The sequence below is a fragment of the Aestuariivita sp. genome, assembly GCF_021404545.1.
In the GTDB taxonomy this organism is placed as follows: Bacteria; Pseudomonadota; Alphaproteobacteria; order Rhodobacterales; family Rhodobacteraceae; genus Aestuariivita.
Genome location: NZ_JAAWWD010000007.1, coordinates 60,988 through 82,880, shown reverse-complemented (window position 1 = coordinate 82,880; position 21,893 = coordinate 60,988). Strand labels below are relative to the sequence as shown.

Here is a 21,893-nt window from a genome sequence, read left to right as displayed (position 1 = left end):
AATCAATGGGTCCTGACCCTAACACCCAAGGAAGACCGATACTTTTGAATCTTGGCGGCTTTCTCGTTCATGCAATCGTCCAAATATCTGCGGCAGCTTCAACCATTTTAGCTTGCCGAAACTCTATAAATTCTGGACGCCAGTCATCCTGCTCTAGGATGAGCTTAGTGGTATCAAATGACACCTTATTGTTTCTTTCCGAATAGATTTTCTTTTTACGGTCGAAGCTGAAGTACTGGGCTTTGTAATTCTTGATGCCAGCAAGAAGGGCAAGGTTCCCGAGGCGGTGCAACCATTGACGATGAGCATCATCCGTAAACCGCTCGCGCCAGTAATCTTCTTTCAGGGCCTGAGGGAGCACATGCTCAATAGTTATTTTTCCGCCATAGTCTTTCGTGACAGATTCATCTTGATCTGCTTCCTCCAGCCGAAGTAGAACAGCCTGCGCAAAAGGCTTCCCATAAACTTCACCGTTGAGCAGTGAATGAAACTCTTCATTCTGCGCGTTTTGCCGAAATATCGACCTAATTTCATCGGCCGACTTTCCCGAACGTATTGCTGTAATCAGCTGGAAGTAGGCTGTAAGACGAGCGGTAAACGCAAGCCGCCTGATCCAGTTCTGGTAGGTGACTTTCTCAAGTAGATCGATGAATTCGGCTTCCGATATGCCTTCAACTGGATTGTTGAGATAGGCGAGCAACGGTGGCACCCATTCCTCGAACGCAACGCGATGGAGGGAACGCAACGATCGTCGCGCGGCGACATCCTCAAAACCGTTTTGCTGGATGCGGAGATAATTTCGAGCAGATGTGGTTATGCCATCCAAGAAGCTGAACGGGCTGTCACTTGCCTCAATAAGCGGTTTGTACTCCTCATGGAGAGTTTTCCGAGCTTTGATCGCTGTAACCGATGATCGATGGTGTGCCAGAAACTGATCTAGTCGTTCGATGCCAATCGCTTCCTCGAGTTGTAGCCACTGTTCATCAAGCTCTTCGCTTTTTGACGATGCACCGCCCATACGCGCAAATAGCATGTTTTTGATCAAGTCTGCGTTCGACAGCGGCATTCCGCGCGCGTTCAAAACGTTGAACAGCCGGTATGCCGACTGCCATGACGCAGTTGTTACAAACACCACGTACACCTTCGTTAGAAGGTAATTCGCAAACAGCTTTAGAGACTTCTCATCTCGCTGAGCCAAAAAATTGTCGATGACGCCAAGGTTTTCAGTGAGCCTTATTTTTGGGGCATCCTGTTTATTTTGAATCTCGCGCGATATCGCGTCGGTGATTTCCTCACTGGCTAAAACGTGGCGGCGGAAAAAGCTCTGATCTTTTTGTCGGAGCGTGAGGCGCGGCGTCTCTTCTTCGCCGGTTAGTTCGTTCTTGGGTAAGACCCGTTTCCCAAGCGTCGATTTTGCCGGCTCACTAACCGCATCTCTTAAGCGTGCGAAAATCAGGTTAAGTGTCGTCAGCCGCTGCTGCCCATCGACGACATCATAAAGCTCGTCCTTGCTTCGCTCGATGGTGATGAGGGACCCGATGAAGTATTCTTCGTCATCGGCTTCAAAAGCATCCCACACATCATCTAGAAGCTGTTCGACGTTTCCTTTCTCCCATGAGTATGGTCGTTGGTACGGAGGGATCTCATAGCGTATTTGTTCTGTAAGTATCTTGCTTATTGTTCTTTCCGCAGCTTCCATTCGCTCGAGCGCCCCTCAAAGAAATACGATTATTCTGGATTTGAGCGCGCCGACTTGATCGTGGCCCGTCACTTCTCTTTCCTCAAGTGTAGGTGATGGGCGGTCTGCGGCACAAGCCGAATCCCTTGAAATTTGGGCTGTTAGAGGCGCTGATCTCGCCAGTTGCCAGGAAACGGCTCAAGCAGCTTGGACAGCGTCGCGTCTGAACCTTGCCTGCCGTCCAAGATTGCCTCGACGATATCGGGCGCAAGCAATGTGAGCCGCAGGACGCGCGTCATGTAGGACGGTGCAATACCCTCGCGCTCCGCCAGTTCGGCATTGGTGGCAAACTCGGCCGATTCCAGCATTCGCTTCCAACGAAACGCGCGGGCCAGAGCCTTCACTAGCGTATTGTCCGTACGGCGCGGTTGCTTGACGCCCTCTGGCAGCTGCATCTCCTTTCGCCCACCGCGCTTCACGACGCGGAATGGCACGTGCAGCGTCATTGTGTCGGGAATTGGCGTCCTGCTGGTCATGCCGCCGCCTCAATGCCGCCTGCAAACATCTCGCTCGCAAGGCCACGTAGGCCGTCGACGCGCAGCCGGATATTGAGCCCTTCCGTGCCGATGTCGACGCGCTCGATCAGCAGCGCCACGATGCGGGCCTGCTCTGCGGGGAAGAGTTCATCCCACAGCGGGTCGAGCTGCTGCAGAGCCGCGCGGGCATCGGCCTCGGTGATATCGTCGGCATTGGCGCGTGCCGCCTTCCATGTCCCGGCCACGATCTCGGGTTGGTGGAACACTGCGCGAAGCTGAGCAATGACGGCGGTTTCGATCTCACCAGCCGAGACACGGCCCACGGGACACGATCCGGCGCCGTGCTTCAGCACGGTCTGGCTGACATAGTAGCGATACAGCCGGTCGCGTTTGCGGGTGCGGTCTCGGCAGTTGGCGAAACGCTACGCGAACAGGGTTTGGCCGCGCCGCAGGTTGGTGGAAAGGCCTCACGCCGGACCCGGATCTGACGGTCTCGCAATGGGCGGACCGGCACCGCATGCTGTCCGGTCGCGCGTCGGCTGAACCCGGACGGTATCGCACGGCGCGCACGCCCTACATGGGCGAGATCATGGATCGGCTGGGCGTTCGGATCGCCCCACCACAGCGCCAGGGGCGCGTTGTTCGGGCAGTTTCGGTAGGTCACTATGGTCGATCCGAAGCCGACCCCAAAGCTGCCGAACCCCAGCGGACGCATAATCGGGCTTGGGTTCTGACAGAAGCCCCTTATCCTGACCCCAGCGCGTAGGAACTCTTGCTCAAGCAGTTGCCGCCCTTCTGCAGACGTAAACTCCATGTCTGACTTTCCGACACCGGCAGTACGCGTTTGAAGCGGGAACCGCTCCTCCTGTTCGATGTAAGCCATGATTTCAGGGTCGTCAGGGACTGACGCTGGCCACAGAACATCGGATGAATTTCTGTATTTCATGCGGTTCTCGAGCCGAATTGCGGCCCAGATGTGAAGTTCGATTGTCTTTCCGGCCGCTTTCGCGACTTCCTTGATGCGTTTCTCGCTTTGCCACTCGCCCAACCGATGCGTCGCCATGACAAGAACGTGGATCACGGAATCCGGTGGAGCGACGTTCTGCAGCCATGCGCCGAGATCTGTGGTGAAACCTGGCAAATCCCCGCGTTTGGCGAGCCTATATACAGTCTTCTCGTCGACGTTCAGGTAGCCTGCCACGTCACGTACGGTCATCGCCGCCTCAGGTATTCCTGACATTCAAGCCGCTCCGATTTTCGACGAGACTAGCAGGGCAGACAAGGGTAAACTAGTCCAAAGCTGCCCAATTCAGTAGTCGGACAACTACTTGGCTCTTCGAACTCCACAACACAGCACAACTTGCATTTCCCACTGCACCGGAAACGGATCTAGCACCAGCGCCAGCGTCATCTCTGGCCCCTGTGTCCCGCCCAAGATCGCCTCCACGATGTCAGGCGCAAGTAGCGTTAGGCGTAAGACTCGGGTCATGTAGGAAGGCGCGATCCCCTCGTGCTCTGCCAGTTCAGCGACTGTGATGAATTCGCCCGACTCAAGCAGCTGCTTCCATCGGAACGCGCGAGCCAGCGCCTTCACTAGCGTGTTATCCGTTCGACGCGGTTGCTTGACGCCCTCGGGCAGCTGCATCTCCTTCCGCCCACCGCGCTTCACCGCGATCGCGGCCAGCCCGTGGGTGCGGGTGGCGTTGCGCTACGCCGCCACAGTGCTCGCCGTGCTTCTGTTTCTGCTCGCACTCCGGCGCTCCGGCGAGCGAGCGGGACACCTCGCCGAACGCCTTGAGACCATGGAGAAGGCCAATGATGTCCAACGCCAGATGCTGGAGGCTGCGGCGCGCCGCCCTCGCGATCGCAACGAGCTTGCTGAGCGGCTGCGCGACGGCCGGTTCTGAGGCCGACATCGTGACCGCTTGTCCGCCCGTCGTCGAGTACCGCCGGGAGTTCCAGGCGCGGGCGGCCGACGAACTAGCCCTGCTGCCGGAAGGGTCGGCGATCGCAGAGATGCTGGCGGACTACGCTGTGATGCGGGATCAGGCGCGGGTATGTCTTGCCAAATCACCTTAAAAAACGCCAATTTCACCTTCTGACAGCTATGAACCAGATCACGCAAAAAGGTCGTTCAACCTTCTACCGAGCCCAAGACGATCGTCGCGGCAGTACTGGTTCTTCCAACAGAAGTCTTGGTGCGAGACGAAAAAAGGTTGCTTGAAATCTACCACTTAAATCGCGCCCAGCGACCATCCGGCAACCCGCAACCCCCAAAAATATCTTTGAGGATATTCCTGCCGCATGTAGGCTGCCGTCAAGGCTGAATGACGGATGAGAGTAGGATTTGGTATGAAACTTTTCCATGAGAGTTTTGCAAGCGCCGGGCCGTCCAAGATGGAACCCATAGGCGCAACCCAATCAATCACCACCTAAAAAATAATGGCTTTCAGGACGGCCAATCTATCAATGGAACTGATCTTATAAAGAGAGAGTAATTGTTAAATTCCTCCATACCGCCAGAAATTCTCGAGCTTATATTGAGAACTTCCAGAGTTAGGAAATGCAGCAATATATATTCGCTCGCACCAAGAGGTCATCGGGTGGGATTCTATTTTCAACAACGGCGTGCCACTTTACTTGCTGCAGGACTCAAAGGACGGGCGGAAGATAATAGCATTTCTTCGAAAAGGATTTGCATCATCGGTGGCGGGATGACTGGCCTTACGTTGTTGGTTGCGCTGCATAGTGAAGGGGCGCGGCGTTTGACCCTTTATGAGTCAGAAGACGAGATCCTGAAGTTAGGATCCAAGGCCAACCACCGACTCTTGCATCCAACATACAATCGTTGGCCTATGCTCGGCTCGATGGATCCTTTTACTAGCCTGCCGCACTTCAATTGGCATTCTGACTCCGCAGAAGACGTCATCGGTGAGATTAGGGCGCATGCGCAAGCTGATTACAACGATATAATTAGAAATTACGTGAAGAAAAATGTCACTTGCAAAAAGTTGTCGAGAGGGGGCGAAATTCTGGACGTGACATACTGGTTCAAGGTGAGCAACGGTCTGCTGAATTCGAAAGTGAATTCGACATAGTAATTTTGGCTGCCGGATTTGCGGAAGAACACTGTACTGAATATGGCCTCGAAGACTATTGGACTGAAGAGGCATTTGACATGGATGCCGGTTCTCACATCAGGCCAGCAATGATCATCGGGCCCGGAGATGGAGGACTAATAGATGCCATTCGCTGTTGTGCCAGGGAACCGAAACTGGCTTGGTTGATTCCCCTTGGTGTGATCGGGCATTTGCGAGACGATTCAGCTACCGTTTTACCGGATACTTCGCTTAACAAATCCGATGCACCGCGCCTCGCTAGGTTCAGTCGAATCGAGCAGTTAATACAATCCCACGAAGAGAGTATTCGCACCGTTGCCTGGGATTCGGAAAGGCAAAAGGATGCAGTAGATACTTTGAAGATATATACATCTGAAGAACGCGATTTCTACCTATCAATTTTTGATGAGATTGAGAGGGAGAACTCGGTGCTCATCGATTTCCTTGAGCACAGCTTAAAGCCGCCAGCAACCGAAGATCGGTTGCGGCCGGTTCTTGCTGGGGACTTGGATAGCCCGTTTGCTCCCACCTCAGCGCCTATTAATAAGTTACTTATCGCCTATCTATTAAGGACTGGTCGCATCAGGTATTCAAAGATGTCAAGAGATCAATCTACTGCCGAGATTCAAAGCAGAAGCGGAGAGCCGATAAGCGAGGCGCGAAAACGGATCTTCATATGCAGGCTTGGTACTTCGAAAAATTTTCCTGCGCGCGTCGGAGTTGCACAGCGCAAAACCATCTCAGTATTTGTTCAGCCCGACCAAACAACGGTTGCCGAGGAGGTGGTAGACTCGACTGTAGAAGGCCAATTGATAGACGTGTTGTCCGGGGTCACTGGTGGAGAGTACGTTTATTTCGACGCTATGCCGGACCCAGCGATCCGCATGCGATATGGTGAGATGAGCGCAGAAGGTTCCAATGCTATTCGCGAAGCAAATGAAAAGGTTTTGAAATCGTTTGCTAAGAAGCATTTGGATGCGGAAGTGAGGCTTAGCAAGGAGTCTGACCCGCCGTACTGGGCATTAATGACAATGAAAAGCAATAACGAGATAAGGGAACGATTGAGAGCAATCGGAGGTCTCGACGGCGTGTTTTGTGGTGCAAGACTGATGGTTTCGCCTGTGGCTGACCTACCACCTGATGAGGAGTTCTGATGCTTGGACCAACCACAACTCTCCGGTCAACTTCTGGAACTCGTTCCGTACGACTTTCTTATATTTTTGAAGACGACGGTGGCTGTCGTAAGGGGCTAACTGTTAGAGGGATATTACCTAATCAGGCGCTTATAGCGGGTAGATGGACAGATAGATATATTAATAGACAAAATATCTTGATCTCATCGGGAGAAGTCGTCGGGATCCTGGATCCAGAATTTCGGCCAGATACAATAACTGAAGAAGATTCTGAACATGAGGCGCTGAGTTCCGGCGTTTTGACGCGTATCTTTACGATTGCAACAGATATCGAATTTGACAACAGGTTCCGAGATCAGGTTCGGAATCAGATTGCCGACCTGAGCGTGTGCGCAGGGGAGGCAATGTTTGATATTTGTGGTGATAATATTGGAACACTTCTACACCCGCTTACACACATGAATTGGTGTGATCGGCGGGTTTATCCTCTGTTGCGTCTTGAACGAACAGAGCGAGACCTTGCGGGTCCGAATGACCGAATTCGGAATGGCGCTATGTTGACAGCGGAGAATGGTGCACTTGTTGGCGTTATTGTTTCGATTTCCAAAGATTCGCAGTTCTATTATATCGCTCCAATTCAAGATGTACTTGAGTGGCACCGCTTGCGACGTTTGCCTCTTGTAGATGACTCAGATACAGCTAATGAGCCCTTTCCCCTTAGTCATCGGCGGGCACAGCGAGAGAGCGTTCGAACTTCGCTTCTTAACGATCTTGTCGGGGGCTAGTATGCGCTACATCCCCAAAGGACGACCTTTAGATTTCGGCGATTTGCGCTTTCAGTTGGTAAGAAACGCGGCCTTTGTGGCCTATGAAGGACAAAAGGCTAAGGCCTTGATGCGGTGGGAGCGGCAAAACGAGGATCGCAGAGTCGTTTTTCTATTTGACACAGACGTCATTAAGACGCTCTGCGCGCCATGGATAACTGGTCCAGTAAATGAGCGAAATCTTGGCGATGGATACGGTCAGATCCTGCCGCAACGGCCTCTGCTGGATTTTGACCCCGATGAGAGGCAGAAGCTGCTTGGGATTGAGCGACGCAAAGCGGAATCTATCGCCTGGCTATTAGCCAACAAGGCGGCGCAGACAGCTTTTCAGTACGGGACGCCAATACTGCAGACGACCGCGCATTCATTGGAGACTTTTAGAGTATTCGAAAGCGTGAAGTTTGATGCTGCAGCGGAGGCTGATGTATCTCGCTCGTCAGTAGATGACCGGGAAGAGCAGTTTTTTGGTCAATCCCTTCGCATTGTTGCAAATAGGCTTAACAATACCGATGAGTCTTTCGTACCACAGAAGGCAGGAAGATTTCTAGCCGATGTTCTCAGGACCGTAGAACAGCGGAACCTTCAGCGGTCCAGCCGGTTTGTCCGAGAGTGGGATGCCTTCGCCACAATCGTGCGGCTGAGCAATGGTATCTTTTCACTATCTGATTTCGCGCCAAGTGATAAATACTATTCTAGTCACCTGAAGTGCAAGTTGGAAAACGTTTCCGAAGAGCTTCGTAAGAACGATACGAGTGTTGCATTGGAATTGGCTGAATTGGAGATGTCGCTACGGGATGTCGTTGCTCCGTCATCCTATCGATTCGGGAAAGATCGGTTGGCAACCGACGGCTTGGCAGTTGCAGAATTAATTTATGCCAATCGGCGGCTCGCACAACTACAGGCCAGTGATGTTCGCGTTGTTTTGATCACCGGAGACAGAAAACTTGTACTCGCGCTTGCGGATTCCCGGCAACCCTCTCAAGCTGGCGATGATCGGCAGCTTCGAGGCTTTGCTTTCGACCATGTGCTGCATATTTGGTCATTCGTCGACTCCATAACGGGAGAAATTCAGAAGGCAGTTTCACGTGGAGAACCGAAAGCCTCGGCAACCCAAATGTCGGGATCCGAGCTGTTCTCTGGGCTGCTCGCGTTTCCAGCCGAAGTTAGCGAACCGGCGAAGCACCTTGAACGACTTGCCAGAAATGCGGTGACCCCGGAACGAGATCTGACTGGGCAGATTTTGCCGCACGAAATTGAACACGCATATGAGAGATGGAATGAGTTTTCCGAAGACGCAGTCGGTCTTCATCGCCATTTTCTTTTTAATCCGGTGAAATACGACGAAATAGCAAAGATTCTCTTAGCCAAATTTGAAGCTATTGACTCAAGAATTGATGGTGAGAGACTGGGGAATTTGGCTGTCGAAACGATGGCGCGCGCTCGCGACAGGACAAATGTCGAGTTCTCTGAGATCGGCGCCAACTCTGTTCTTAATGCACACAAGAACGGTGTACGAAATCCGCCAGACCTTATGTTCGACAGCCTCGAGGTCACAAATCAGATATTTAGAGATCTGTCGTTACCGAAACGTGTGTTCGTCACCTCCGCAGCTTTTTCTAATCGCTTCGAGCAGATTGTTGAGGACTGTTACCGGCCCAATTCTGAGGACCCGCTAGACGACGACTACCGTCAGGAATGCTATTTGAAATACTTGGTGTTGGGTGCTCTTTTCGCAAGCGCGAACCTATGGATTGTCGCTGAACAACACGCTGAAAGTGCCGTCAAAATCGTGGAGCGAGCAAACTGGTTGCGAGATCCCATTCGTACGCGTTCTTTCGCCTGCGATGTCAAATCAACGAACATGAGTGGTCGCGAAGCATACTATCTCCTGGCCGTCTCGAGTCGTGTACGCGCGCGCACACGGCGACGCTATGATGACGCACGAAATTGGCTAGTGAAGGCACGTTCTTCGCTCGCGGCAGACCGCGAAGAAGGAACAGCGGCTGGCGTTCCGTTTATCAGATTTGACTGCGAAGATCTCGCAATTTCACTAGGCCACTACTATCACGCTCGATCTGAGAACAAGGATGATCCTTGCGATGCGCTGGCCGATGAAATCTCCCGATCTGCTCAACGGCTTCTCGATGTCCGAGAAATGATGGTTCAAAACGACGCCGAGGAGAATGTTACTGTAGGGGATCAGTATATCAATGTTACGGCGGCAGTTAAGACTACTATTGCCACAAATTTGCTGCAAGTCGGTGTTGTTCAAGGATATCGAAGCTCAAAAAATTACGTTGGTTCCGTTACTCACTCGGTTGATGAAAGTGAGTTACACAGGGCTCTCGATGATCTTGTCACGCATACGGATCTAATCTCCCAACTTTCGTATTTTAAGAAAGAACCCCTTTCACACGATGCGCCATCTGATCCTAGTATTATTTGTTCTCCACTGATCCTTCTTTACTCCGTCGTTGGAGCAATGGTGGGAAAAATGGAGAGAATTTGGCGACCTGGAAATGTAGAGGAAATTGACAGGCTGTTTGATGCATTTCGCACCAACGTCACTTACTACGACGATTGGAGGTTCCAGAGTCTTCGAGAGTATGCGAAATCAATCCTTTAATGTTAGAAGCAATTTGATATTGGGCTGGTGCCGCGCTCGGGATTGTACACCCTGGTTCTCCCATTTTAAGTTCGATACACCGATCAAATTTGTGGAAGGTCATTAGTGGTCAGGACACTCTCTGCATTTACACTCGTGCAGGCGTAGCTGGAGAAGGTTCGACGCCAGTCCCGTCCCCTCCGCCATTTGCCCTCCGTCGCCATCGAGATCGCCTAAGGCCTTGAAAGGTAAGGTGGTTTTGGCGGTTCGAAACCCTCTATCTCGGGCATATGGCGTTGGGGCGGCGAAAACGAGTTTTAGGACCGCCTGGCGATCATGTTGATCGCCCTTATCCCAGTATTTCCAAGGGCTTGCGAGAAAGCCGAGCGCGGTTCGAAAAGTTGCGTCGAAGTCTCGCGGCTTCGGCTTGGATTTTGACAGTTGCTCTTGAATCGTGGCTTGTTCTGCTTCCAACTCGTCCAGTTTGGCCTCAAGCGCGCGGACGGCAGCGGTGCTGTCGGTCTCTGTGAGGCGGTCGGCTGCTTTAGAGATACTCGCTTGAACGCGCTTCAACGCCTTTTGCTGGGCTTTGCGACGGTCTTCGGTCAGCGCGATTTGAACCGCCCCTTGTTTACCGGAGACTGTTAAGCTCGTATTTCAAGCTGCAATGTCGTCAGTTTTCAAGCTCCTGTAGTACGCGTCCTCTGCTTCTTGTGGCGTGATTGTTGAATGTCACTGAGAACTGACCCGGTATGCCCATAAATTGTCACTGAGAATTGACCCATGTGAACACATTGCCCCGACGGTTTTGGTTGGGGAGATTTGGAGTGATCGACATGGGATTTTTGAGTGTCATTCGACGCTGGGTATTGCGTGATAAAATGCCAATTCGAGAGATTGCCCGTCGGACGGGATTGTCTCGCAATACGATCAAGAAGTCCCTGCGCGAAGGCGCGGTAGAACCGAAGTTCAAGAGGCCTACGCGCCTGCATCCCTGGTCGGAAGCAACGCAAGCAAACGGTCAAATACGACAAGCGGAGATACAAGCGGCGCAACCGCATCGAAATCATGTTCGGCAGGCTCAAGGATTGGCGGCGTGTGGCAACCCGATACGATCGGTGCCCAAAGGTCTTCCTCTCAGCCATCGCCCTCGCTGCGACCGTCATCTATTGGCTATGAGTTCTGAACCTAGAACTGGTCTTTGCCGACCGTTTGGCCTACGTCTGAAATAAGTGTGATCGAACCGCAAAAAACACCTTACCCTTCAAGGCGAAGGCGCCTTTTACGACAGTCAGTCTGAAATGGCGATCCCGGAAGGACTCGAACCCTCAACCCCCTGATTAGAAGTCAGGTGCTCTATCCAGTTGAGCTACGGGACCGCTGCCCAGCATGTACCAAGGGCGGCGATGGCAATCCAGACCTAAGACGCAGGCTCTGCGTTTAAGCGGACAGAAACGTCTCTGGCCGGATCGAAACCGCTCTTCATGTTGATCCCGAAACCCTCTGGCAGAGCCTTAACCTATCCACAGGCGCCTTGTACGTAGTCCGACAGGATACCGAAGACCTGGGATGGTGCCATGTTTCTTTCGGCAAGAAAGCGTGGAGGTGCGAAAAGCCATGCGCATCTGAGCGAAGTTCTCAGAGCAGTCGCGTCATGTAGACGCTCAGCGGGTCCACCACATAGGATCCGAATGGCGGGCATTCTGCAAATCCTTCCGCCAGGTAGAGCGCGCGCGCCGGGGCGAGAGCGTCGTCTGATCCGGTCTCCAGACTCAACCGGGATACCCCCGCGTCCCGAGCCACCCCGATCACATGTCGCAGCAAGGCGCGGGCAACACCACGCCCACGGGCAACGGCGGCAGTGTGCATCGACTTTATCTCTCCATGATCGGGAGAGATCATAACCAACGCGCATATCCCCAACAGGTCTTGGTCCGCGCGCAGGGCAAAAAGCTGCGCTTTGGCATCGACCAGGCTGACTGGGTCCATCACATGGCAACTCTCAGGAGGAGATGCCGCGCGCATCAGATCCAGATGCGTCCGCAACAGGGCGGCCACGTCCGTTTCGCTGGGATGCGCCGGAACCGGCATCGGAAGATCTGTCATACCGTCACCGGATCGGCACCAACGAACCTTTGGGTCAGTGGGTCCATGCCCCACGACGCCCTGTCGCGAAGTTATCGCCATAACCGCCCGGACGGATATTGGGCTTGCGTCGCTTGGGCTCGATCACCTGCGCGTCGATTCCTTTGGATTTAGCATAATCCTGCGCCGCTTCCCGGCTTGGGAAGTGCAGTTTGACCTGTGTTTGGGTGTCGGACGACGAGGTCCACCCCATCAACGGATCCACATCGCGCGCAGAACTTTGCGCGAATTCCAGGACCCAGTCGCGGGTCTTGGCCGAACCGGACTGCATCGCTGTTCTGGCAGGCTGATAGATACGGGCGCGCATACTCTGTCTCCACGAAAGTCGGGCGGGTCCTATATGCTGTTAGACGTCCATCACGGCAAGGTCCGATTTGTCACGGCGTTAACAGTGCAGCAACGGCCTTGGCTGCCATTCGAACCACGGGGAGCGAGGGGTGGGTGTGTGCGATCCGTATGGCAGCCAAGTCCGCTGCTTGCACCAGTAAGATTAGCCCGCGTGCGGCACCCGCACATCTTTTTTTTGAGGGGCTTCTGCGGCGTTGTCACGCGCATTGGCAAATCGTTCACTCAAATATATGAAATACATATATTTTTCGCAAATTGCGACAAATTGGCACCAAATAGCGCGCTGACAACCCAACCTGACACCCGGTCGCTCGCCCTCTTGAACCTCGCGTAAAACACCCCAAACTGCACCTCATCCTTCAACGGAGTCCTCACGCCCATGTCCACCCCGGTCTTGCACGCCCCAGCCCCCGATGTTCGGTCCCGCCCCAAGCTGGAAGGTGGGCGATCCTTTGTCATGGCCACCGAGTTCTCACCCGCCGGGGATCAACCCACTGCTATCGTGGAACTGTCCGAAGGGGTGCAGGCCGGAGAACAAAACCAGGTGCTGCTGGGGGCGACCGGGACAGGCAAGACCTTTACCATGGCCAAGGTCATCGAAGAGACCCAGCGCCCGGCGATCATCCTGGCCCCTAACAAAACGCTGGCTGCGCAATTATACGGCGAATTCAAAGGGTTCTTCCCCGATAACGCGGTCGAATACTTTGTTAGCTATTACGATTATTACCAGCCCGAGGCCTATGTCGCGCGCTCGGACACCTATATCGAGAAGGAAAGCCAGATCAACGAACAGATCGACCGCATGCGCCACTCGGCCACGCGGGCGCTGCTGGAGCGGGACGATGTGATCATCGTGGCCTCGGTCAGTTGCATCTATGGCATCGGTTCGGTCGAAACCTACGGCGCGATGACCCAGGATCTGAAGACCGGCCACAGCTATGATCAGCGTCAGGTGATGGCCGATCTGGTCGCCCAGCAATACCGCCGGAACGATCAGGCGTTTCAGCGCGGCTCGTTCCGAGTGCGCGGCGACAGTCTGGAGATCTTTCCCGCCCACCTCGAAGACCGCGCCTGGAAGCTGTCGTTTTTCGGCGAAGAGCTAGAGAGCATCACCGAATTCGACCCGCTCACCGGCGAGAAAACGGACACGTTCGACCAGATCCGAGTCTATGCCAATTCCCATTACGTGACGCCGAAACCGACGATGCAGCAGGCCATTCTGGGGATCAAGAAAGAGCTGCGCATGCGTCTCGATCAACTGGTGGGCGAAGGCAAACTGCTGGAGGCGCAGCGCCTTGAACAGCGCACGAATTTCGATCTGGAGATGCTGGAGGCCACCGGTGTGTGCAACGGGATCGAGAATTACTCACGCTATCTGACGGGGCGCGCGCCCGGTGAGCCGCCCCCCACGCTGTTTGAATTCATTCCCGATCATGCCATTGTTTTTGCGGATGAATCCCATGTCTCCGTCCCGCAGATTGGCGGTATGTACAAGGGTGACTACCGCCGCAAATTCACCTTGGCCGAGCATGGCTTCCGCCTGCCCTCCTGCATGGATAACCGACCCCTGAAATTCGAGGAGTGGGACGCCATGCGCCCGCAATCGGTTTTCGTTAGCGCCACCCCCGCATCCTGGGAGCTGGAACAGACCGGCGGTGTGTTCACCGAACAGGTCATCCGGCCCACCGGCCTTCTGGATCCGGAGGTGGAGATCCGCCCCGTCGAGATGCAGGTGGACGATCTTCTGGATGAAGTGCGCCGCGTCACTGCCGATGGGTTCCGCACGCTGGTGACCACCCTGACCAAACGCATGGCCGAAGATCTGACGGAATACCTGCATGAACAAGGGATCAAGGTCCGCTATATGCACAGCGATATAGACACGCTGGAACGCATTGAAATCCTTCGAGATTTGCGGCTGGGCGCCTTCGATGTGCTGATCGGCATCAACCTTCTGCGCGAAGGTTTGGACATCCCCGAATGTGGGTTGGTGGCCATTCTGGACGCCGACAAGGAAGGGTTCCTGCGCTCTGAAACCTCGCTCATCCAGACCATTGGCCGCGCCGCGCGCAATGCCGATGGCCGGGTGATCATGTATGCTGACCGCATCACCGGCTCGATGGAGCGCGCCTTGGGTGAGACCAACCGCCGCCGCGCGAAACAGATCGCCTATAACGAGGAACACGGGATCACGCCCGAGACGGTCAAGAAAAACGTCGAGGATGTACTGGCAGGCCTTTACAAGGGCGACGTGGATATGAACCGCGTGACGGCCCAGATCGACAAGGACCTTCAAGGCTCCAACCTGCAAGCGGTGCTCGATGGGCTGCGCGCGGATATGCGCAAGGCCGCCGAAAACCTGGAATTCGAGGAGGCCGCGCGTTTGCGCGACGAGGTCAAGCGGCTGGAGGCGGTGGATCTGGCGATCCACGACGACCCGCTGGCGCGCCAATCCGCGGTGGAGGCCGCGTCGGATGCGGCAGTGAGATCATCGGGACGGTCAACCGCTGGCAGGGCCGGGCAACGGGGCGGGAATGTGAAGAGAAGGAAGCGGTAGGCTCTATCTCCGCAATGGCAGCGTCCGCGGGGCTCTGATCTTCCTCTGTGCATCTCGATCCAAGCCGAGCTCCTCAAGCGAGTGAATGCATTTCAAACAATTTCCTAAAACGAGCCTCTGCTGTCAGGCGCGAGGACCTATCTGTCCAAATCGGGCAGGCGCATGAAAATTGGCCGTGTCTTGGGAGGTATGGGCGATTGGTTTGTCATGAATGACGTCAGATAGAGCAGGATCTCAGGCCGCTGATTGAAGCGGCCCGATCCGTGGATTGGATATGGGTGACGCAAAACGGGAGACTCATGCCACCAAGATGATGGCAGTTTCATACCCATACTGGTGTCCTTGAACACGTCTTCCCAGCGAGCGGGTTCGTCAAACAGTTCAGAGATTTGGTTCGAACTCAGTTCGCTTAGGTTCTGGATTTATTTCAATGTGTTACGGTGTCAGATGCCAAAGACGGGCAGCCGCTTTGCCGCATGTAAATGCCTTGAGATGCCCGCAGGCGGGCGCAAGGCTGGATCTGTTCGGGATCGGGGAGGCCCTTTGTCGACACTGCGGGTCCTGAGCCGTTTAGGGGACCGACGGCCCTGCATCCAGCCCGGAGGCCTCTTCTGGGTGGACAGTTGCGATGCGGCGCCGGGAGGCGCGTCTGGTCAGGATCTGGCGGCGGATGAACGCGATGATAAAGAGACCGGTCAGGATCAGCACGATGGTCGGGGCAGGGGCGCTGTCGAGGAAGAAACTCAGATAGGTGCCCAGCAGCATTGAGGCCACGCAGACCCCGCTGGCCACCCAGAGCATCGTCTGAAACCGGCGCACCACCAGAAACGCGATGGCACCTGGCGCGATCAACAGACCGATGGCCAGGATCAGACCGGTTGCCGACAAGGTGGCCACAACCGCCAGCGACAGCGCCGCCAACAGCCCGTAATGCAAAAAGTTCACCGGCAGGCCGGATGTGCGCGCTTGTGCGGGATCAAAGCTGTGGAGCAGAAGATCCTTCCATTTCAGCGCGATCCCGCCCGCCACTGCCAGCGAGATCAGGCCCGACATCCACAGCTCGCCCCCATCCACGCCCAGCATGTTGCCAAAGAGGATATGATCGAGATGCGCGTTCGTCTCGACCGAGACATAGAGCACGATGCCAAGGCCAAACATGCCCGAAAACACCACCCCCATCACAGTGTCCTGTTTGACCCGGCTGTTATGCGACAGATACCCCGTGGCCAGCGCACAGAACATCCCGGCGGCAAAGGCCCCGATCAAGAGCGGTATGCCCAGGATATAGGCCAGCACGATCCCCGGCAGTACCGCATGGCTGATCGCATCGCCCATCAGCGCCCAGCCCTTGAGAACCAGAAAACACGACAACAGCGCCGTGGGCACCGCCACGATCAGCGAGATCAGAAAGGCGTTTTGCATGAACGCGAACTGAAACGGCATCAATAACGTGTCCATCACAGCGCCTCCTGCGGGGTATCGCGCAGCGCCTGGCGCGCTTTGCGCCTGGCCGCGAGGATGCCGTGTTTGGGTGCGAAGACGAATGCCAGCAGGAACAACAGCGTTTGCAGGCACACAATGATCCCGCCCGTGGCTCCGTCCAGGAAATAGCTGATATAGGCACCGCCGAAGCTGGTCCCGGCCCCGATCACCACCGACAACAGGATCAGCCTGGGAAATCGGTCGCACAGCAGATAAGCGGTGGCCCCCGGCGTGACCACCATGGCGATCACCAGAAACGCTCCCACCGTCTGCATTGCCGCCACGACCGAGGCCGAGAGCAGCACGAAGAACACGGCTTTCAACAGCCCGGGCCGCAGCCCGATGGCGCGCGCGTGGTTTTCATCGAAAAAGGTGACCATCAGATCCTTCCACTTGGCCAGCAGCACAGCGAGAGAGACAAAGCCGATGATCGCCAGTTGCAGCGTGTCTTCCGGTGTGATCGCCAGGATATTGCCCATGGTGATGGTCTGGATCGACACCGACATAGGGTTCAGCGACACGATGAAGAGGCCCAGACCAAAGAACGAGGTGAAGATCAGCCCGATGATCACATCCACCTTGAGCCCCGACCGTTCCGAGAGGAAAAGCATACTGCCCGCCGCGAGACCGCCCGCGATGAACGCCCCCAGCGCAAAGGGCAGGCCCAGGAGATAGGCCCCCGCCACCCCCGGCACCACCGAATGGGCCAGCGCGTCGCCGATCAGGGACCAGCCCTTGAGCATCAGATAGGCCGACAGAAACGCACAGACCCCGCCCACCAGGGCGGAGACCCACATCGCGTTTGTCATATAGCTATAGGTGAACGGCTCCAGCAGAGTGGCGATCATTCCTTGGGCTCCGTCCGCTGGGTCTTTTCGCCATACTGGACAAAGGGACCGCCGTCCACGGGGCCAGGAAGTTGGTAAAGAGACAGGCCCAGGAGAAAGGCCCCCGCCACCCCCGGCACCACCGAATGGGCCAGCGCGTCGCCGATCAGGGACCAGCCCTTGAGCATCAGATAGGCCGACAGAAACGCACAGACCCCGCCCACCAGGGCGGAGACCCACATCGCGTTTGTCATATAGCTATAGGTGAACGGCTCCAGCAGAGTGGCGATCATTCCTTGGGCTCCGTCCGCTGGGTCTTTTCGCCATACTGGACAAAGGGACGCTCGTCATCGGTCAGAATGGTCAGCTCACGCGCATCCTCGTCGTCGTGCAGCGTGTCGCCGCCAAGGGTGAAATGGCGCAGGACCCCGCCAAACGCCTCTTCGAGGTTCGCACGGGTAAACACCTCCTCGGTCGGGCCGTGGGCCAGCACCGTGCCCTTGACCAGAATGGTGCGGTCGCAGAACTCCGGCACCGAACCTAGGTTATGGGTAGAGACCAGCATAACCCGTCCTTCTTCGCGTAGATCGCGCAAAAGCTGGACGATCTGATCCTCTGTCTTCACGTCTACGCCGGTAAAGGGTTCATCCAGCAGGATGATCTGCCCGTCCTGCGCCAGCGCGCGGGCCAGAAAGACACGCTTGCGCTGCCCACCGGACAGTTCTCCGATCTGGCGGTCGCGAAACTCGGACATGTTCACCCGGTCAAGCGCCTGAGCCACCGCGGCGTGGTCGACCGCCCGCGGTCTGCGGAAAAAGCCCATATGCCCGTAACGGCCCATCATGACCACATCTTCCACCAGCACAGGAAAGGCCCAATCGACCTCTTCCGCCTGCGGGACATAGGCCACCAGATTGCGCCGCAATGCCTCGGCCACCGGCATCCCCAGAATGGAAATCTCGCCATGGGCGGCGGGCACAAACCCCATGATCGCCTTGAAAAGTGTGGACTTTCCGGCGCCATTCACCCCCACCAGTGCCGTCACGGTGCCGCGCGGGATGGCAAAACTCGCGTTCCAGAGGGCTGTGTGTCCGTTGCGATAGGTCACTGTGACGTCGCGGGCCGAGATGCCGTCAGCAGCTCCGGTCAGGTCCGCTGCCTGGGCCGCGTGCGGCGTGGGTGCGGGGTCAAGCATGGGCTTTGATCCTTGGTTGGTGCGCAGATCCCTGCGGGGATCTTGAAAATGGCGATGTCCCGCGACGCGATGAGCGCCGCGGGCCATGTCTGCTTGGCGTGACCTTGTGCCGTATTGGTCTGAACCTGTCTTCGAGCGGATCAAACCGGAAGGCTTCAGTTGGTCGCAGCCGTCAATCCGGTGGCGACGGTGGTCGAGGTCACGCGCAGCAGGTCGAGATAGGTCGGCACCGGTCCGTCAGGCTCGGACAGCGAGTCAACATACAGCACACCCCCATAGGCCGAACCGGTCTCACGGGCCACTTGCTGGGCCGGGGCGGTATCCACGGTGCTTTCGCAAAACACCACCGGAATGGCGTGTTCACGCACACCGTCGATGACCGCGCGCACCTGTTGCGGCGTGCCCACCTGATCGGCATTCATCGGCCAGAGATAGAGCTCCCGCAACCCGAAATCCCGCGCCAGATAGCTGAACGCGCCCTCGCAGGTCACCAGCCAGCGCTGATCCTCCGGGATCTCCGCGATAGCGGCGCGCAGTGGCTCGATCGTGTCGCGCAGCTCGTCTTTGTACGCGTCGGCATTCGCCATATAGATTTCGGCGTTGTCAGGATCCTGTTCGACAAAGGCGGCAGTGATATTGTCGATATAGATCAGTGCGTTATCCAATCCCATCCAGGCATGCGGATTGGGCTTGCCCTCATAGGATCCCGACCCGATCGAGATCGGGTCGATCCCGTCGGTCAGCGTGGCCGACGGCACACCGTCGAGATTGGCCAGAAATTGCTCGAACCACAGTTCCAGGTTCATTCCGTTCCACAGGATCAGGTCTGCATCCGATGCGCGTACGATATCCTGGGGTGTGGGTTCATACCCGTGGATCTCAGCGCCCGGTTTGGTGACCGACACAACCTCTGCCGCGTCGCCGGCCACGTTCTGTGCCATATCCGCGATCACGGTAAAGGTCGTGACAACCTTCATCTTGTCCTCGGCCAGTGCCTGAGTTGCAAAGCCAGTGGCCAAAGCGGCCACCCCGGCCAGTTTGGTCAATGTGGTGAACATCCCGTCTCTCCTTGTGGGTTGGGTTGTTTTGAGCAGTGCTAATGCAGTTTGATCGCCGCTGTCAATGCAATTGCGAGTGAGTTGCAATTAAAGCGGATGCGGTGCGTGTCAAGGGCGTTCCACTGCCGCGAAAACGGGCACTAGTGGGGCGGATCCCCGGCAGGGTGGCGCTCGTTCCGCAGGATGTTTTGCCGATCTTATGTCTAGGCAAATAGATGGCGTTTTCCTATGCTCCACCCAAGCAGGACAGGCGGGAGGCGGGTCAGGCGATGGGCCAGGCGACATATCGCGAGATCAAGGACGAAGTCCGGGACAAGGTGCGCGGCGGCGTATGGCGCCCGGGGCACGAATTGCCGACCGAGCATGAGATCGCGGCGCAATACGGCTGTGCGCGCGCCACGGTGAACCGGGCCTTGCGGGAATTGGCCGAAGAGGGGCTGTTGGAGCGCAAGCGCAAGTCCGGCACCCGGGTTCGTGCCTCGCCGCTGCGTCAGGCCCGGTTCGATATTCCCCTCGTGCGCGGAGAGATCGAGGCGTTGGGAGAGCCGTACCGCTATCGACTCTTGGAACGCGCGGAGACACAAGCGCCCGGTTGGCTTTGTGCGCGGATGGGGTTGGCCGCGCCAGTTCAGGTGCTGCATCTGCGCTGCCTGCATCATGCCGGGGACACGCCCTATCAGGTTGAGGATCGTTGGATCAATCTGGTGACCCTTCCGCGGGCGCGTGATGTGGATTTCACCAAGCTTGGTCCGAATGAGTGGTTGATCGGCGCCATACCCTTTACGGATGTCGATATCAGCTTTTCGGCCACCGCAGCAGATGCACGGTTGGCACAGGAGCTGTCTTGCGCAGTGGGCGATCCACTCTTTCAGGGGGAACGCTCGACCTGGCTCGAAGCGGCACCTGTCACTTATGTGCGGATGGTCTTTCGCCGGGGCCACCGCATGACGACGCGGTACTAAACAGTGGCGCGCAACGCCTTGACGGCCGCGCGGTAACCGCACGTGATCTCTTCGCGCGCGATGTGGCGCCCTGCGCGCACCAGATGGCGCCCGGCGGACCAGACATCGGCCACCATGCGGTTGTCGCCAGTAAAGACAAAGCTGTCGAGGGCCGTATCAGGGGCCAGCCCCTCAAGGTCTGGATGCGCCGTGTCCAATGCCAGAAGATCGGCCCAGGCTCCGGTCTCGATCCCTCCCGATCCCCGCCCTGCTGCTTGCGCTCCCCCGATGGCCGCATCCTCCATCAGCCGTCGGCCGGTGGAGCGTTCAGGCGTGGCAAACGCCGCCCGGCTATGGTCGCGCAACCGTTGCGAGGTCTCGAGCTGGCGGAGCTCTTCAGCAAGAGAGATCCGGATATTGCTGTCCGACCCGATGGAGAGCGCCCCCCGAGCGCCGACCCAGCGCAGCCCGTCGAAGATGCCATCGCCCAGGCTCGCCTCCGTCAGCGGGCACAGGCCCGCCACCGTGCCCGTGCGCGCCAGCGACACGGTCTCTTCGGGGGTCATCTGCGTGCAATGGATGAGGCACCATCGCGGATCCAGCGGCAAGTTGTCCCGCGCCCATTGCACGGGGCGCGCGCCCCAATAGGCTTGAACTTCGTCCACCTCGGCCTGTTGTTCAGCCAGATGCATATGCACCGGTGCATTGGGGCGCAGGGCCGCCATCTCGCGCAATGTCTCGCGGGACACCGCGCGCAGAGAGTGGGGGGCGACGCCCAGAACCGCATCCTCTGGCAGGCAGCGCACTGCGCGCTCCGCATGTTCCAAAAGGCGCGCGTAGCTCTCGGGCGTTGTGCCGAACCGCATCTGGCCGGGGCCGAGGGCGCGCCTGTCGCAGCCGCCGAACCGATAGTGAACCGGCAGGAGCGTGAGGCCGATCCCGCTCTGCTCGGCGGCCGCTGCGATGCGCCCAGACATCTCGGCCAGATCGTCATAAGCCGCGCCGCCCGGCTGATGATGCAGATAATGAAACTCGACCGAGGCGCCGAACCCCGCCTCCAGCATCTCCATCTGCACGAATGCGGCGATGGCCTGCACCTGGTCCGGGGTAAGTTGATCGAGAAAGCGGAACATCAGCTGCCGCCAGGTCCAGAAACTGTCGCCCTCCTGCGGGCCGCGCCGTTCGGTCAGACCGGCCATGGCGCGTTGAAACGCATGGCTGTGGCTGTTGGCGGGCGCGGGGAGGACCAGATCGACCCGCGTTCCGGCGGGCGCGGCTCCGGGGCGGCAGCGGGCGATCCTCCCTGCGTCAAGGTCGATCCGCACGTCGTGTTGCCATTGCCCTGCGATCAGTGCGTTCCGGGCCCAAATCACCTGCATCTCATGGCTCCGTATTGACAGGTTATTATGTGCAGACATAAACAGGGATTGTACCTCGGAATCAAG

At 56.8% G+C, this 21,893-nt stretch carries 19 protein-coding genes, 1 tRNA gene and 5 pseudogenes; 10 read left to right on the top strand and 15 right to left on the bottom strand.

Features of this window, described 5'->3' with window-relative positions; translation table 11 throughout:
• Window positions 1-67: 67 nt before the first annotated feature.
• From HEP69_RS05255 to HEP69_RS05235, 5 genes and pseudogenes are all read right to left on the bottom strand, one after another.
• Entirely contained in the window at window positions 68-1,699 is a 1,632-nt protein-coding gene (locus HEP69_RS05255; protein ID WP_290557507.1) for a DUF262 domain-containing HNH endonuclease family protein, read from the bottom strand.
• A gap of 140 nt (window positions 1,700-1,839) precedes the next feature.
• A complete protein-coding gene (locus tag HEP69_RS05250; RefSeq protein WP_290557506.1) occupies window positions 1,840-2,214 on the bottom strand; it encodes a hypothetical protein in 375 nt (124 codons plus the stop codon).
• Window positions 2,211-2,612: pseudogene (locus HEP69_RS05245) on the bottom strand (zinc ribbon domain-containing protein); the annotation flags it as partial. The pseudogene HEP69_RS05245 and the gene HEP69_RS05250, both read right to left, overlap by 4 nt.
• Before the next feature lie 728 nt (window positions 2,613-3,340).
• A pseudogene (locus HEP69_RS05240) lies at window positions 3,341-3,430 on the bottom strand (helix-turn-helix domain-containing protein); the annotation flags it as partial.
• 108 nt (window positions 3,431-3,538) lie between these two features.
• Complete coding sequence (locus HEP69_RS05235) at window positions 3,539-3,859, bottom strand: hypothetical protein (protein ID WP_290557504.1); 321 nt, start codon at window positions 3,857-3,859, stop codon at window positions 3,539-3,541.
• Between the two features lie 28 nt (window positions 3,860-3,887).
• Between HEP69_RS05235 and HEP69_RS05230 the strand changes: the two genes are divergently transcribed.
• From HEP69_RS05230 to HEP69_RS05205, 6 genes are all read left to right on the top strand, one after another.
• The gene (locus tag HEP69_RS05230) at window positions 3,888-4,121 is read left to right on the top strand and encodes a hypothetical protein (protein ID WP_290557511.1); all 234 of its coding nucleotides are present in this window, start codon (window positions 3,888-3,890) and stop codon (window positions 4,119-4,121) included.
• Window positions 4,030-4,293, top strand: coding sequence for a hypothetical protein (locus tag HEP69_RS05225; RefSeq protein ID WP_290557503.1), 264 nt, complete (start codon window positions 4,030-4,032; stop codon window positions 4,291-4,293). Before HEP69_RS05230 ends, HEP69_RS05225 begins: the two co-directional genes overlap by 92 nt.
• 524 nt (window positions 4,294-4,817) lie before the next feature.
• Entirely contained in the window at window positions 4,818-5,312 is a 495-nt protein-coding gene (locus HEP69_RS05220) for an FAD-dependent oxidoreductase (protein ID WP_290557502.1), read from the top strand.
• Window positions 5,216-6,487 (top strand): hypothetical protein, encoded by a 1,272-nt coding sequence (locus tag HEP69_RS05215; RefSeq protein WP_290557501.1) that lies wholly within the window; start codon window positions 5,216-5,218, stop codon window positions 6,485-6,487. The genes HEP69_RS05220 and HEP69_RS05215 overlap by 97 nt, the downstream gene beginning before the upstream one ends.
• Window positions 6,487-7,251 carry a hypothetical protein gene (locus HEP69_RS05210; protein WP_290557500.1) on the top strand — a complete coding sequence of 255 codons (765 nt, stop codon included), beginning with the start codon at window positions 6,487-6,489 and terminating at the stop codon, window positions 7,249-7,251. The genes HEP69_RS05215 and HEP69_RS05210 overlap by 1 nt, the downstream gene beginning before the upstream one ends.
• Window position 7,252: 1 nt before the next feature.
• Window positions 7,253-9,916: a hypothetical protein gene (locus HEP69_RS05205; protein WP_290557499.1), complete on the top strand. Its 2,664-nt coding sequence runs from the start codon at window positions 7,253-7,255 to the stop codon at window positions 9,914-9,916.
• Window positions 9,917-10,018: 102 nt separating this feature from the next.
• Here HEP69_RS05205 and HEP69_RS05200 read toward each other — a convergent pair whose 3' ends face one another.
• Window positions 10,019-10,468, bottom strand: a complete 450-nt coding sequence (locus HEP69_RS05200; RefSeq protein ID WP_290557498.1) for a hypothetical protein — start codon at window positions 10,466-10,468, stop codon at window positions 10,019-10,021.
• A gap of 263 nt (window positions 10,469-10,731) precedes the next feature.
• Between HEP69_RS05200 and HEP69_RS05195 the strand changes: the two are divergent.
• Together HEP69_RS05195 and HEP69_RS05190 are read left to right on the top strand one after the other, a co-directional pair.
• A pseudogene (locus tag HEP69_RS05195) lies at window positions 10,732-10,899 on the top strand (helix-turn-helix domain-containing protein); the annotation flags it as partial.
• Window positions 10,868-11,074 (top strand): annotated as a pseudogene (locus HEP69_RS05190) (transposase); the annotation flags it as partial. The pseudogenes HEP69_RS05195 and HEP69_RS05190, both read left to right, overlap by 32 nt.
• A 123-nt stretch (window positions 11,075-11,197) precedes the next feature.
• Here HEP69_RS05190 and HEP69_RS05185 read toward each other — a convergent pair.
• The 3 genes from HEP69_RS05185 to HEP69_RS05175 all read right to left on the bottom strand — a co-directional run bounded on the left by HEP69_RS05185 (window position 11,198) and on the right by HEP69_RS05175 (window position 12,347).
• Window positions 11,198-11,274, bottom strand: a tRNA-Arg gene (locus HEP69_RS05185).
• A 259-nt stretch (window positions 11,275-11,533) separates the two neighbouring features.
• Window positions 11,534-12,001 carry a GNAT family N-acetyltransferase gene (locus HEP69_RS05180; protein ID WP_290557497.1) on the bottom strand — a complete coding sequence of 156 codons (468 nt, stop codon included), beginning with the start codon at window positions 11,999-12,001 and terminating at the stop codon, window positions 11,534-11,536.
• Window positions 12,002-12,035: 34 nt separating this feature from the next.
• Window positions 12,036-12,347 carry an ETC complex I subunit gene (locus tag HEP69_RS05175; protein WP_290557495.1) on the bottom strand — a complete coding sequence of 104 codons (312 nt, stop codon included), beginning with the start codon at window positions 12,345-12,347 and terminating at the stop codon, window positions 12,036-12,038.
• A gap of 420 nt (window positions 12,348-12,767) precedes the next feature.
• On the opposite strand from HEP69_RS05175, the gene uvrB reads away from it, so the two are divergent.
• On the top strand, window positions 12,768-14,945 hold the full coding sequence (uvrB, locus tag HEP69_RS05170) for an excinuclease ABC subunit UvrB (protein ID WP_290557494.1): 2,178 nt from the start codon (window positions 12,768-12,770) through the stop codon (window positions 14,943-14,945).
• Window positions 14,946-15,515: 570 nt separating this feature from the next.
• On the opposite strand, the gene HEP69_RS05165 is transcribed toward uvrB, so the two are convergent.
• From HEP69_RS05165 to HEP69_RS05145, 5 genes and pseudogenes are all read right to left on the bottom strand, one after another.
• Window positions 15,516-16,403, bottom strand: coding sequence for a metal ABC transporter permease (locus HEP69_RS05165; protein WP_290557493.1), 888 nt, complete (start codon window positions 16,401-16,403; stop codon window positions 15,516-15,518).
• Window positions 16,403-17,275 (bottom strand): metal ABC transporter permease, encoded by an 873-nt coding sequence (locus HEP69_RS05160; RefSeq protein WP_290557492.1) that lies wholly within the window; start codon window positions 17,273-17,275, stop codon window positions 16,403-16,405. The genes HEP69_RS05165 and HEP69_RS05160 overlap by 1 nt, the downstream gene beginning before the upstream one ends.
• Before the next feature lie 83 nt (window positions 17,276-17,358).
• A pseudogene (locus HEP69_RS05155) lies at window positions 17,359-17,547 on the bottom strand (metal ABC transporter permease); the annotation flags it as partial.
• On the bottom strand, window positions 17,544-18,449 hold the full coding sequence (locus tag HEP69_RS05150) for a manganese/iron ABC transporter ATP-binding protein (RefSeq protein WP_290557491.1): 906 nt from the start codon (window positions 18,447-18,449) through the stop codon (window positions 17,544-17,546). The pseudogene HEP69_RS05155 and the gene HEP69_RS05150, both read right to left, overlap by 4 nt.
• A gap of 155 nt (window positions 18,450-18,604) precedes the next feature.
• Window positions 18,605-19,426 (bottom strand): metal ABC transporter substrate-binding protein, encoded by an 822-nt coding sequence (locus HEP69_RS05145; protein ID WP_290557510.1) that lies wholly within the window; start codon window positions 19,424-19,426, stop codon window positions 18,605-18,607.
• 296 nt (window positions 19,427-19,722) lie between these two features.
• On the opposite strand from HEP69_RS05145, the gene HEP69_RS05140 reads away from it, so the two are divergent.
• Window positions 19,723-20,469 (top strand): UTRA domain-containing protein, encoded by a 747-nt coding sequence (locus HEP69_RS05140; RefSeq protein ID WP_290557490.1) that lies wholly within the window; start codon window positions 19,723-19,725, stop codon window positions 20,467-20,469.
• Here HEP69_RS05140 and HEP69_RS05135 read toward each other — a convergent pair.
• Window positions 20,466-21,827: a formimidoylglutamate deiminase gene (locus HEP69_RS05135; RefSeq protein WP_290557489.1), complete on the bottom strand. Its 1,362-nt coding sequence runs from the start codon at window positions 21,825-21,827 to the stop codon at window positions 20,466-20,468. The genes HEP69_RS05140 and HEP69_RS05135 overlap by 4 nt on opposite strands.
• Window positions 21,828-21,893 lie beyond the last annotated feature (66 nt).